General features: G+C 69.8%; 11 protein-coding genes and 1 riboswitch. Of the genes, 4 read left to right on the top strand and 7 right to left on the bottom strand.

The genetic code is table 11. The features are described from left to right. Positions 1–123 precede the first annotated feature (123 nt). Positions 124–1,947, bottom strand: a complete 1,824-nt coding sequence (locus tag B1L11_RS15620; protein WP_079315159.1) for an acyl-CoA dehydrogenase — start codon at positions 1,945–1,947, stop codon at positions 124–126. Between the two features lie 146 nt (positions 1,948–2,093). Further along, positions 2,094–2,166: riboswitch (guanidine-III (ykkC-III) riboswitch) on the top strand. Positions 2,167–2,171: 5 nt separating this feature from the next. Here B1L11_RS15620 and B1L11_RS15615 point away from each other — a divergent pair. After that, on the top strand, positions 2,172–2,417 hold the full coding sequence (locus B1L11_RS15615; protein WP_079315158.1) for a hypothetical protein: 246 nt from the start codon (positions 2,172–2,174) through the stop codon (positions 2,415–2,417). Positions 2,418–2,458: 41 nt separating this feature from the next. Then, positions 2,459–2,842, top strand: a complete 384-nt coding sequence (locus B1L11_RS15610) for a VOC family protein (RefSeq protein ID WP_079315157.1) — start codon at positions 2,459–2,461, stop codon at positions 2,840–2,842. A 3-nt stretch (positions 2,843–2,845) separates the two neighbouring features. Here B1L11_RS15610 and B1L11_RS15605 read toward each other — a convergent pair whose 3' ends face one another. Next, positions 2,846–3,295, bottom strand: coding sequence for a hypothetical protein (locus tag B1L11_RS15605; RefSeq protein ID WP_079315156.1), 450 nt, complete (start codon positions 3,293–3,295; stop codon positions 2,846–2,848). A gap of 86 nt (positions 3,296–3,381) precedes the next feature. On the opposite strand from B1L11_RS15605, the gene B1L11_RS15600 reads away from it, so the two are divergent. Then, positions 3,382–3,828 (top strand): GNAT family N-acetyltransferase, encoded by a 447-nt coding sequence (locus B1L11_RS15600; protein ID WP_079315155.1) that lies wholly within the window; start codon positions 3,382–3,384, stop codon positions 3,826–3,828. Here the strand turns inward: B1L11_RS15600 and B1L11_RS15595 are convergent. Both B1L11_RS15595 and B1L11_RS15590 read right to left on the bottom strand, forming a co-directional pair. Further along, positions 3,799–5,847, bottom strand: a complete 2,049-nt coding sequence (locus B1L11_RS15595) for a molybdopterin-dependent oxidoreductase (protein WP_079315154.1) — start codon at positions 5,845–5,847, stop codon at positions 3,799–3,801. The genes B1L11_RS15600 and B1L11_RS15595 overlap by 30 nt on opposite strands. 35 nt (positions 5,848–5,882) lie before the next feature. Continuing rightward, the gene (locus tag B1L11_RS15590) at positions 5,883–6,320 is read right to left on the bottom strand and encodes an RpiB/LacA/LacB family sugar-phosphate isomerase (protein WP_079315153.1); all 438 of its coding nucleotides are present in this window, start codon (positions 6,318–6,320) and stop codon (positions 5,883–5,885) included. A 49-nt stretch (positions 6,321–6,369) separates the two neighbouring features. Between B1L11_RS15590 and B1L11_RS15585 the strand changes: the two genes are divergently transcribed. Beyond that, positions 6,370–8,775 (top strand): lysylphosphatidylglycerol synthase transmembrane domain-containing protein, encoded by a 2,406-nt coding sequence (locus B1L11_RS15585; RefSeq protein WP_256862575.1) that lies wholly within the window; start codon positions 6,370–6,372, stop codon positions 8,773–8,775. A gap of 114 nt (positions 8,776–8,889) precedes the next feature. Here B1L11_RS15585 and mgrA read toward each other — a convergent pair whose 3' ends face one another. Genes mgrA through B1L11_RS15575 form a run of 3 tightly spaced genes read right to left on the bottom strand, consistent with a single transcriptional unit; the run spans position 8,890 to position 11,956 of the window. Further along, the gene (gene mgrA / locus B1L11_RS15580) at positions 8,890–9,915 is read right to left on the bottom strand and encodes an L-glyceraldehyde 3-phosphate reductase (RefSeq protein ID WP_079315151.1); all 1,026 of its coding nucleotides are present in this window, start codon (positions 9,913–9,915) and stop codon (positions 8,890–8,892) included. Then, on the bottom strand, positions 9,912–10,487 hold the full coding sequence (locus tag B1L11_RS50885) for a prolyl oligopeptidase family serine peptidase (protein ID WP_256862574.1): 576 nt from the start codon (positions 10,485–10,487) through the stop codon (positions 9,912–9,914). The genes mgrA and B1L11_RS50885 overlap by 4 nt, the downstream gene beginning before the upstream one ends. Continuing rightward, a complete protein-coding gene (locus B1L11_RS15575) occupies positions 10,454–11,956 on the bottom strand; it encodes a S9 family peptidase (protein WP_256862585.1) in 1,503 nt (500 codons plus the stop codon). Before B1L11_RS15575 ends, B1L11_RS50885 begins: the two co-directional genes overlap by 34 nt. Between the last annotated feature and the right edge of the window lie 384 nt (positions 11,957–12,340).

The following is a 12,340-nucleotide window of genomic DNA, read 5'->3' as shown; positions in this document are numbered from 1 at the left end:
CTCCACTGACCGCCGCACCGCTCCCCGCGTTCACCTGACCGGCCCGGGGAGCGGTGCGGCCCAGAAACGCGGTACGCCGCCGCACCGGTCAGCGGGCGGCGGCCGTACCGAACCGGAATCGGATCAGAAGGACTCTTCCGGCAGTTCCATGAGGTCCTGGCCGGTGGCGGCGAGCACGCGGCGCTCGGCGGCCAGGCGGGGCAGCACGGTCTGCGCGAAGAACGAGGCCGCCGCGACCTTGCCCGTGTAGAACGCCTTGTCCTCCTCCGAGGCGGACAGGGCGTTCAGCGCGATCTCGGCCTGGCGCAGCAGCAGCCAGCCCAGCACCAGGTCGCCCAGCGCCATGAGGAACCGGGTGGTGTTGAGGCCGACCTTGTAGACCTCCTGCGGCGTCTCCATCGAGGCGATCGCCCAGCCGGCCATCGTGTCGGCCATCGCCTTGACCTCGTCGGCCGCCTCGTCGAGCAGGCCGCGCTCGACCTTCAGCCGTCCGTTGCCCGCCTCAGAGGCGGCGAACGTCTTGATCTCGCCGAGCAGCGACCCCAGCGCCGCGCCCTGGTTCTTCAGGATCTTGCGGAAGAACAGGTCCTGACCCTGGATCGCGGTCGTGCCCTCGTACAGCGAGTCGATCTTCGAGTCGCGGATGTACTGCTCGATCGGGTAGTCCTGCAGGAAGCCCGAGCCGCCGAGCGTCTGCAGCGAGCGGGCCAGCAGCTCGTACGACCGCTCGGAGCCGACGCCCTTGACCAGCGGGAGCAGCAGGTCGTTGAGCGCCTCGGCGGCCTCGTCGCGGCGGCCCTCGAACTCCGCGATCTGGATCTGGTCCTGGATCGTCGCCGTGTAGATGACCAGCGCCCGCATCGCCTCGGCGTACGACTTCTGCAGCATGAGCTCGCGGCGTACGTCGGGGTGGTGGGTGATCGTCACGCGCGGGGCGGTCTTGTCGCCCGAGCGGGTGAGGTCGGCGCCCTGGACACGGTTCTTGGCGAAGTCCAGCGCGTTGAGGTAGCCGGTGGACAGCGTGGCGATGGCCTTGGCGCCCACCATCATGCGGGCGTGCTCGATGACCATGAACATCTGCCGGATGCCGTCGTGCACGTCGCCGACCAGGTAGCCGATGGCGGGGTGCTTCTCGCCGAGCGTGAGCTCGCAGGTCGTGGAGACCTTCAGGCCCATCTTCTTCTCGACGTTGGTGACGTACACGCCGTTGCGCTCGCCCAGCTCGCCGGTCTCCAGGTCCACCAGGTACTTCGGCACGAGGAACATCGACAGGCCCTTGGTGCCGGGCCTGGCGCCCTCGGGCCGGGCCAGCACGAGGTGGAAGATGTTCTCGGCCATGTCGTGCTCGGCGCTGGTGATGAAGCGCTTGACGCCCTCGATGTGCCAGGTGCCGTCGGGCTGCTGGATCGCCTTCGTACGGCCCGCGCCCACGTCGGAGCCGGCGTCGGGCTCGGTCAGCACCATGGTCGCGCCCCAGCGCCGCTCGACGGCCAGCTCGGCGAACCGCTTCTGCTCGGGGGTGCCGAGTTCGAACAGCAGGTGGGAGAAGGCCGGGCCGCAGGCGAACATCCACACGGCGGGGTTGGCGCCGAGCACCATCTCGGCCATGGCCCACACCAGGCTGCGCGGGGCGGGCGTGCCGCCGAGCTCCGGCTGCAGCTCCAGGCGCCACCACTCGGCGTCCACCCAGGCCTGGTAGGAGCGCTTGAAGCTCTCCGGCATGGTCACGCTGTGGGTGGCGGGATCGAAGACGGGCGGGTGGCGGTCGGCGTCCTCGAACGACGCGGCGATGGGGCCGGTGGCGAGCCGGTTCACCTCGTCCAGCACGCTTCGCGCGGTGTCCTCGTCCACCTCGGCGAACGGGCCGGTGCCGAGGATCTCCCTGCGCCCGAACACCTCGAAGAGGTTGAACTCCAGGTCGCGGAGGTTGCTCTTGTAGTGACCCATCTGTGTGCGCTCCTAGAACCGAACCCGGGGGTAACGTACTGGTCGGTAACTCTAAACGAATGCTACCCGCGAGTAACCGGCGATATCCATGGTCTGTGCCACAGATCGCACGGAATGGTGACGCACAACCGGTATGTTCTCGTTGTGAGAAGGCCGTGATCCGCGGTCTTCCCGGACGAGGTGCCCGCCGTACCCGGACCAGCGAAGACGGTGGGCGGAAGGACATGGACCAAGTTCTGCAGATCGTCGGCGCCATCCTCATCCTCGGCGCGTTCCTGCTCTCCCAGATGAACGTCCTCGACAACCGCTCGAAGATCTACCTCACGCTCAATTTCGCCGGCTCCGCGGTGCTCGCATGGCTCGCGTACGCGGACGACGACTGGGGATTCCTGCTCCTGGAGGGGGTCTGGGCCATCGTGTCCGCGGTCGGCCTCGTCCGGTCCCTGCGCCCGCGGCGGGCGACAACGTAACCTGCTTGACACTTTTACCGGTGTCGAGATTGGCTGGGCGCGTGATTGAGATCTACACGACGACGATCGACTGCGCCCGGCCCTACGAGCTGGCCCAGTGGTGGAGCGAGGCCCTGGGCTGGCCGCTCGTCGACCCCGAGCCGGAGGACGACGAGGTCATGCTGGAACGTCCGGGCGGTGCCCCGCACTTGCTCTTCATCCGGGTGCCTGAGGGCAAGACGGTCAAGAACCGCCTGCACCTCGACGTGAGACCCAGCGGGGACGGCACCCGCGATCAGGAGGTTGAGCGGCTGCTCGCGCTCGGGGCCAAGCCGTACGAGGACCACCGGACGCCGGACGGCGCCGGATGGGTCACCCTGCTCGACCCCGAGGGCAACGAGTTCTGCGTCTGCCGTGGCGAGGCCGAGCGCGCGGCCTCCGCCTGACGTCTATTGGGCCTTGGCCCGGCCGCGCATCGAGAACGTGAGGACGGCGGTGATCAGCAGCACGAGCGCGCCGCCCCACAGCGCGTCCCAGGCCGAGCCGAAGACGCCCTCGCGGTCGATCACGAGCTGCACCGGGTACATGAGGGCCGCCGCGCCGAGGCCCGGGTAGAGCGAGAAGCGCCAGGGGTGGCGCAGCGCCCAGAGACGGGCCTGCCGGGTCACCCGGTCGCCGACGTCCGGCTTGGAGATCGCACCGATCGCGGCGACGAGGGCGAACACGGTGATCCCCGCGCACAGGGCCCAGGTCAGGTCGGCGGGGCCGGGCAGGATGACGCCCAGGAGGAAGCTCGTGGCCGCGACCGCCCCACCGGACGTCGCCGCGGCCCGCCAGGGCGCGCCGCGCAGGGCCGCGCCGGCCAAGGACATCTCGTCCATGCGGGTCAGTTCGTTCATGACTACAGCGTGCCTTTTCGGGCGTTTCACCGGCATCGGGGAAGTCCCTGAGCCGCCCCTGACGCCACCCGGTTAGGCTCCCCGGCATGGATTTGCACTTCCGTACGGCCCGGCGTGAGGACGTTCCCGTCATCGTGGCGATGATCAACGAGGACCCGATCACCGCCGCCCGTCCGTCCTCCGGAGAGCCGGACTATTACGCCGCCTTCGAGGCGGTGGACGCCGACCCGCGCAACGAGTTGATCGTCGTGGAGTCGGACGGCGAGGTGGTCGGGACCATGCAGATGACCTACATCCCTGGACTGTCGCGGCGGGGCGGCGAGCGCGCGCTGATCGAGGCGGTCAGGGTCGCGGTGCCGCACCGCAACCGGGGAATCGGCCGGGAGATGATGCGGTGGGCGGTCGAGCGGGCCCGGGAGCGCGGCTGCGCGCTGGTGCAGCTCACCTCCGACAAGGCTCGCACCGAGGCCCACCGCTTCTACGGCTCGCTCGGCTTCGACGCCTCACACGAGGGGTTCAAGCTCCTCCTCTGACAGTGGGGCGACGTCGACGAAGTTGTCGTGGTAGACCGGGCCCCGGCCCATGTCGGCGTCCCGCTCGTCCACGAGCGCGTTGGGGTTGGCGCCGGCCGACAGCTTCGGCCAGTGGCCCTTCGGCGCCGCCACCACCCCCGGCGCGACCCGGTCGCTGACCTCCACGTACGCCCTGAACTCTCCGTTGCCGTTGAAGACCCGGGCGGCCTGCCCGTCCACGAGCCCCCGGGACTCGGCGTCGGCCGGGTTGACCAGCACCCGCGGGCCCTTCGACCGCTTGCGCAGCTCCGGGTTGTTGGCGAACTGCGTGTTCAGGAACGTGTGCGCGGCCGGGGTGATCATGACGAGCGGGTGCGGCCGGTCGGCGGGAGCCGTACGGGCGGTGAGCGAGGGGACGTAGCCCGCCACCCGCGGCAGCCCGGCGGCCTCGGCCTTCTCGGAGGCGAACTCCAGCCGCCCGCTCGGGGTCGGGAAGCCCTCCGTGAACGGCACGAACGGGTCGGCCACCCGAAGCCGGGCCCATCCCTGCTTGCGGATCTCCTCCACGGAGATCCCCGTCTGGGCGAGCGTCTGCTCGGCCAGTTCGAGGTCGCTGTCGTACAGGGACGGCTCGGTCAGGCCCATCAGCCGGGCGAGCCTCCGGAAGGTCTCCGTCGTCGGCAGGCACTCGCCCGGCGGCTCGACGGCGGGCTCGTTCCACACCATGTACATGTGCCCGTAGCCGTGGTGCACGTCCAGATGCTCGATCTGCATGGTCGCAGGCAGCACGTAATCGGCGTAGTCGACGGTGTCGGTCGGGAACTGCTCCATCACCACCGTGAACAGGTCCTCCCGCGCCAGCGCCGCCCTGATCCGGTTCTGGTCGGACGTCGAGCCCAGCGGGTTGGCCGCGTAGACCCACAGGCACTTGACCGACTCGTCCAGTCCGTCGGCCAGCCGGGTCATCGTGAGCGTGCGCACGGGGTGGGGGAGCAGATCGTCGCGCGGATCGGGGCCCGTGGGGGCGTACCCGGAGGTGGAGTAGGCCACGCCGCCGCCGGGGTATCGCCAGTCGCCGGTGACGCCGGGGATGCAGGCGATCACCCGCATCGCGGCCCCGCCGCCCGCGTGCCGCTGGATGCCCATCGTGGCCCGGATGCCGGTCGGCCGGGTGTGCGCGAGCCGTACGCCGAGGGCGCGGATCCGCTCCTCGGGCAGGCCGGTGATCTCCGCCACCAGCGCCGGGGGATGCCTGCGGATCTCGGCCTCGAACTCGTCCCAGCCGGTCGTGTGCTCCTCGATGTACGCGCGGTCCTCCGCGCCCTCCTCCAGCACGACGTGCAGCAGGCCGAGGGCGAGCGCGGCGTCGGTGCCCGGCCGGATCGGCAGGTGCTCGTCCGCCTGGTCGGCCGTACGCGTGCGGATGGGGTCGATCGCCACGACGTACGCCCCGGCGGCGCGGGCGTCCTGGACGAACTTCCACAGGTGGTGGCCGCTGGTCAGCGTGTTGGTGCCCCACAGCAGGATGAGCCGCGACAACGCGAACGTCTCGGGGTCCATGCCGCCGGGAGTCCCGTTGACGTACCGCAGCCCGTCGTTGCCGGCCCGCGCGCAGATGTTGAGGTCGTGCCGGGACGCGCCGAGGGCGTTCCAGAACCGCCGCCCGGCCTGACCCGACTCGCCCTGGACATACCCGAGCGTCCCGGTGCCCTGGTAGGGCCAGATCGCCTCGCCGCCGTGCTCCTCGACGATCGACGTCAGTCTGGCGGCGATCTCCGACAGTGCCTGGTCCAGGCTGATCCGCTCGAACCGGCCGGACCCCTTCGGCCCGACCCTCTTCAACGGGTGGAGAATGCGGTCGGCCGACCGCACCTGCTCCAGGTAGCGGTTGACCTTCACGCACAGGGCCCCGCGCGTGTAGGGGTGGTCGCGGTTGCCGCGCAACCCGACGGCCTCGCCGTCGCGTACGGTGACGACCCAGGAGCAGGTGTCGGGACAGTCGAGCGGACAGGCGCCGAGGACGGGTAGCGACGAGCTCATGGCATCGACGTTAGCGCGCCGCCTGCGGGCGGTCTCTACCGGATTTCCCCCACGTACGCGATGTTCGCGGTGTCCTCGGGATCGGTGCTGGGCGCCCCGGAGAACCAGGCGTCCAGGATCTCGGTCAGGACCTGCCGGGAGGTGAGGCGGAGACTGAGCGCGAGCACGTTGGCGTCGTTCCATTTGCGGGCGCCCGCGGCGGTGGCGGCGTCGGCGCACAGCGCCGCCCGCACCCCCGCTACCTTGTTTGCCGCTATGGACGCGCCGGTGCCGGTCCAGCAACAGACCACGGCCTGGTCCGCGCGGCCCTCCGCGACGTCCCTCGACGCGGCGGAACAGCACCACGCCCAATCGGCCCGGTCGCCGGGGGCCAGTGCTCCATAGAGTGTGACTGAATGGCCGCGCCGTTCCACCTCGGCCACAAGCTCCGACGCGATCCCGTCGAGGCTGTCCGAGGCCAGGGATATACGCATGCCGTCAATTGTGGACACCGAGTGCGAAGATCGCACAGAATCGCTGGTGGTGAGAGGCATAAAGGAGCAGGACATAACGCTGGACACTCCTGGCCAAGGAGCTGTCCTCGTCGTCGAGCCTCTGCTGCCGCAGCGGATCCGCCGTCCTTCCGACGCACTGCGGTTCCTGCTCACGCTGCTGGCCCTCGTCGCCGTCGTGCTGATGGCTCTGGCCCTGCAGCGCACGCTGAACGGCCTGGAGACCGACGTACAGGCGGGCACCGGCCGCGCCCCCGATGTGCTGTCTGCCGCCGCCGGGCTGCTGGGCGGCGTCGCCGTGCTGATCGTCCCGGTCGCGTTCGCCGTCGAGCGGGTCTTCCACCGCGACGGCATGCGGGTCACCCAGGGGCTGATCGCCGCGATCCTCGCCCTGCTGGTCTCGTACGCGCTGGACGAGTGGCTGGTCAAGGCGGGCCCCGCCGACCTGGTGCAGTTGCTCACCGGTGGCAGGGACGTGGAGCCGCTCAACACCGTGCTCACCCCCGCCATCGCGTACGCCACGGCCGTGCGGATGGGCCGGCGCCCGCACTGGCGGGCACTCATGTGGGTCGCGCTGGCCCTCGACGTGTTCGCGCTCTTCACCGCCACCAAGGTCACCGCCCTCGGCGTGATCCTCACGTACGTCGTCGGCCTCGCCGTCGGATTCGGCACGCTCTACGGCATCGGCAGCGCGAACACCAGACCCCCCGGCAGCGCCGTGCTGGCGGCGCTGCGCAAGCTCGGTTTCACGCCGATCAGCGCCAGGCGGGTGGAGGACGACAGCTCGGGCAGCCGCCGCTACCTGGTCGGCCTCGCCGACGACCGGCGGATCGATGTGACCGTGCTCGACCGGGACCGGCAGGTGGCGGGCGTCCTCTACCGGCTGTGGCGGCGTTTCCTGCTCAACAGCGAGACCCGGCGCAGGGCCATCCGCTCGCTGCGCGCCGAGCTGGAGCGCGAGGCGCTGATGGCGTACGCCGCACAGGCCGCCGGGGTGCGGCTGCCCCGCCTGCTCGGCACGAGCGAGATCGGCACCGAGGCCGCGCTGCTCGCCTACGAGCACGTGGACACCCGGCCGGTGAGCGATCTACGGGACGAGGACTTCGACGACGAGCTGCTGGCGCGGATGTGGGAGCAGGTCCGGCTGCTGCACGCGCACCGCCTGGCCCACCGCCACCTCACCGGCGAGAGCATCCACGTCGACGCCCAGCGGAACGTCTACCTCGTCGACGCCCGCAGCGGCGAGATCGCGGCAGGCGACCTGCTGCTGCGGCTCGACATCGCCCAGCTCCTCGCCTACCTCGGCACCCGTGTGGGAGCCGAGCGCTCCGTCGGGTCGGCGGCGAAGGCGCTGGGGGAGAACACGCTGGCCGGGGCGATGCCGCTGCTCCAGCGGATCGCGCTGAGCCGGGACACCCGGACGGCCGCCCGCCGGGACAAGAAGCTGCTCCCCGCCATCCGTGAGCAGATCATCGCGCTGAAGCCGCAGGTCGAGGTCGAGGAGGTGCGGCTCGAGCGGTTCCGCCCCCGGACGCTGGTGACGATCATCGTCAGCACGCTCGGCGCCTACCTCCTGCTCACCCAGCTCAGCCGGGTCAACCTGATCACCGTGATCACCACGGCGAACTGGGCGTGGAGCGGCCTCGCGCTGGTCGCCGGCGCCCTCAGCTACGTCGCGGCGGCGATCATGCTGCGCGGGTTCGTGCCCGAGCCGCTGCCGCTCGGCCGTACGGTCCTGGCCCAGCTCGCCGCGTCGTTCGTGAAGCTGGTCGCGCCCGCCGCGGTCGGCGGCGTCGCGCTCAACACCCGCTACCTGCAGAAACGAGGCGTCCCGCCGGGCGCGGCGGTGACCAGCGTGGGGGCTTCGCAGCTCATCGGCCTGGCCATGCACATCATGCTGCTGCTGCTGTTCGGCTACCTCACCGGAACGCAGGCCGCGCCGTCCCTCACCCCGTCGCGGGGCCTGCTCGTCGTGCTGCTCGGCGTCGCGGTGCTCTTCCTGATCGTGCTCGCCGTACGGCCGCTGCGCCGTGTGCTGACGACCCGGTTGCGTGCGATGTTCTCGGGGGTGATTCCACGGCTGCTCGACGTGGTGCAGTCGCCCAAGAAGATGCTCGAGGCGGTGGGCGGGACCCTGCTGCTCACCCTCAGCTTCGTGATCTGCCTTGAGGCGTGCGTGCAGGCGTTCGGCGGCAAGGCCAGCTTCACGGCGGTCGCCGTGGTGTTCCTGGCCGGCAACGCCATCGGCTCGGCCGCTCCGACGCCCGGCGGGCTGGGCGCGGTGGAGTACGCCCTGTCGCTCGGTCTGCAGGTCGCCGGCGTGCCTGGCCCCATCGCCACCTCGGCCGTGCTGCTGTTCCGGCTGATGACGTTCTGGCTCCCGGTCCTTCCCGGCTGGGCCTCCTTCGCCTACCTCCAGCGTCAAAACGCCCTCTGAGCCGCCAGAGGCGGCGCCGTCCGGGCCGGTGCGTTGAGACCCCTGGTGTCGGCGCCCGGAGCAGAGACACCAGAGATCACGAGCCGCGGCTCCGGCGCCGCGGCTCGTGGACGCTCATTCCGCGCTGGAAGCGGCCCAGAGATTGATGCCGCACTCGACCGCGTCCTTGTCGATCGCGTCCAGCTCGTCCTGGGTGAAGTCGAGCCGGTTGATCGCGTCGAGGCTGTCGTCGAGTTGCTCGACGCTGCTCGCGCCGATCAGCACCGACGTCACCCGCCGGTCGCGCAGCGCCCAGGCCAGGGCCATCTGCGCCAGCGACTGCCCGCGCTGCCCGGCGATCTCGTTGAGCCGCCGGACATGGCGCAGGCTCTCCTCCGTCAGCAGGGACGGATGGAGCGACTTGCCCTGGGCCGCCCGCGAGTCCTTCGGGATGCCGTTCAGGTAGCGGCTGGTCAGCATGCCCTGAGCCAGCGGAGAGAACGCGATGCAGCCGGCGCCCTCCTCCTCCAGCACGTCGAGCAGCCCGTTCTCGATCCACCGGTTGAGCATCGAGTAGGAGGGCTGGTGGATGAGCAACGGGGTGCCCATGTCCCGCAGGATCGCCGCGGCCTGCCGGGTCCGCTCCGGGGAGTAGGACGAGATGCCCGCGTAGAGCGCCTTACCTGAGCGGACCGCGTGGGCGAGCGCCCCCATGGTCTCCTCCAGGGGCGTCTCCGGATCGAAGCGGTGGCTGTAGAAGATGTCGACGTAGTCGAGGCCCATCCGCTTCAGCGACTGGTCGAGGCTCGCGAGCAGATACTTGCGCGATCCCCAGTTGCCGTACGGGCCGGGCCACATGTCGTACCCCGCCTTGGTCGAGATCACCAGCTCGTCCCGGTACCTGGCGAAGTCCTGCTGGTAGAGGTGCCCGAAGTTGATCTCGGCGGAGCCGTACGGCGGACCGTAGTTGTTGGCGAGGTCGAAGTGGGTGACTCCGCGGTCGAAGGCCCGTCGGAGGATTGCCCGCTGGGTCTCGATCGGCTTGTCGTCGCCGAAGTTGTGCCACAACCCGAGCGACACCGCGGGCAGCCTCAGCCCGCTCCGTCCGGTCCGGTTGTACGGCATGGGCCCATAACGGCCCTCCGCAGCCACATAGCTCACGCGGTCACTCCAACTCGGTCGAGGATCCAGGAGAGCGCGAACGCCTCCTCACGCCAGGCGTCGTAACGGCCGCTGCGGCCTCCGTGGCCGGCGCCCATCTCGGTCTTCAACAGGAACGGGCCGCCCTGCGCGGTGGCGCGGAGCCGGGCGATCCACTTGGCCGGCTCGTGGTAGAGCACCCGGGTGTCGTTGAGGCTGGTGGTCGCCAGGATCGGCGGGTAGGGCCGGCCGTCGACGTTCTCGTAGGGCGAGTAGGACTTCATGTACGCGTAGACCTCGGGGTCGTGCAGCGGATCACCCCACTCGTCCCACTCGGTCACGGTGAGCGGCAGCGACGGGTCGAGGATCGTGTTCAGCGCGTCCACGAACGGGACCTCGGCGACGATCCCCGCGAACTCCTCCGGCGCCAGGTTGGCGACCGCGCCCATGAGCAGACCACCGGCTGAGCCGCCCCTGCCGATGATCTTGTCGGACCATCCCTCGGCCTTCAGATGCCGCGCGGACGCCACGAAGTCGGTGAAGCTGTTCTTCTTCTTCGTCAGCTTGCCGTCCTCGTACCACCGGCGGCCCATCTCACCGCCCCCGCGCACGTGGCGATCGCGAACACGAACCCCCGGTCCAGCAGCGAGAGCCGGGCCACCGAGAAGTAGGGATCGATGGACGACTCGTAGCTGCCGTAGCCGTAGAGCAGGGTGGGGGCGGGCCGGCTCGTGTCCTTCCGGACCACGATCGAGATCGGGATCCTGGTGCCGTCCGGGGCGGTGGCCCACTCGCGGAACTGCTCGTAGTCGGCCGGGTCGTAGCCGCCGAGCACCGCCCTCTGCTTGAGCAGGATCAGCTCGCGCGAACGCAGGTCGTAGTCGTAGACCGACGGCGGGGTCACCATCGACGTGTAGCTGAGGCGCAGCCGGCTGGTCTCGAACTCCGCGTTGCCGGCCGGCGCCACGTCGTACAGCGGCTCCGGGAAGGAGATCTCGTACGGCTCGCCGCCGTCGCCCGGCAGGATCCGGACACCCGTGAGGCCGTCACGGCGGAAGTGGACACTGACGTAGTCCTTGAACGCGTCCACATCGAGCAGTCGCGTGTCGTCCCTGTGCTCGATCAGCGGAGTCCAGCTCCCCGGATCGTCGATGGGGGCACTGGCGAGCTCGAAGTTCACGGCGCCGTCGTTGTGGAGGATGAGGAAGCGGTCGCCCGCGTGCTCCAGCGCGTACTCCACGCCGGTCTCCCGTGTCCGCACCACGGCGAACTCGCCCTGCGGGGTGTCCGCGTCGAGGATCCGCACCTCACTGGTGATCTTGCTGCCCGAGGTCAGCACCAGGTAGCGCTGGCTGCGGGTCAGCCCGATGCCCACCCAGAAACGCTCGTCGTCCTCCTGGTAGACGACGACGTTGTCGGCCGAGCCGAGCGTGTGCCGGTGAATCCGGTACGGACGCCAGGCCTCGTCCACCGTCGTGTAGAAGAACGTGGAGCCGTCGGCCGACCAGGCGCCGCCGTAGAAGACTCCGGGGATCTCGTCCGGGAGCAGCTCGCCCGTCTCCAGATCCTTGAACCGGAGGGTGAAGCGCTCGTCACCGGAGAAGTCGGTCGAGTAGGCGAGCTTCGTGCCGTCGGGGCTGACCGCGCTCGTGCCCATGGAGAAGAAGGGGCTGTCACCGGCGAGCTCGTTGCCGTCCAGGATCACCTGTTCGCCCGGGAGCGGCGTGCCCGGCTCCAGATGGGGCGGGCTGTCGCCGTCGGCGGCCACCCGGCACTGGATGCCGTACTGCTTGCCCTCTTCGGTCCGGGAGTAGTACCACCAGGCGCCCTTGCGGGTGGGCACCGACAGGTCCGTCTCCAGCGTCCTGCCCTTGATCTCCTTGAAGATGTTCTCCTGGAGGTCCTGCAGGTGGCCGGTCATCTCCTGGGTGTAGGCGTTCTCCGCCTCCAGGTACGCGATGGTGTCGGGGTCGTCCTTCTTGAGCAGCCACGCATACTCGTCGACCACGGTGTCACCGTGATGCGTGCGCTCCAGGGGAACCTTCTTCGCTACAGGCGGCATGTCGCTCACCCGCCAAAGTCTATGTTCGGCATGGTCCCGCCAAGCCTCCTCGCCGCGGCCTGTGGATAACTCGTGACAGGGAACATGGGGCCCGCGGCCGGCGGAATACAACCGGGACCCCAGGCGTTCGACTCAAGTTGGGTCATGGCGGTGCCGGACCCTGGTAATCTTGTGGTGTCGGCGCGGTTCGGCGCACTCCTCTTCGATCACTTCGGTGGTTGTCTTGTGTGTGCGGGCTGGTCGCCGGCGGCTCCTCTGCTTAATTGATCTTCTGGTTCCGGTGGTTTTGCGCCGGGGTGGGGGTTCGGGTAAGTTAGAGGGGTTGCCCCGGAAACGGGGGGTCGAATTCCTGTCGGTCGGCGGGTTTCGGGTCAAGTAAGTCCC

The organism is Microbispora sp. GKU 823, assembly GCF_002027145.1.
Lineage (GTDB): Bacteria > Actinomycetota > Actinomycetes > Streptosporangiales > Streptosporangiaceae > Microbispora > Microbispora siamensis.
Note: the sequence above shows the minus strand (reverse complement) of the source record. Positions and strands in the feature narration are given on the sequence as shown.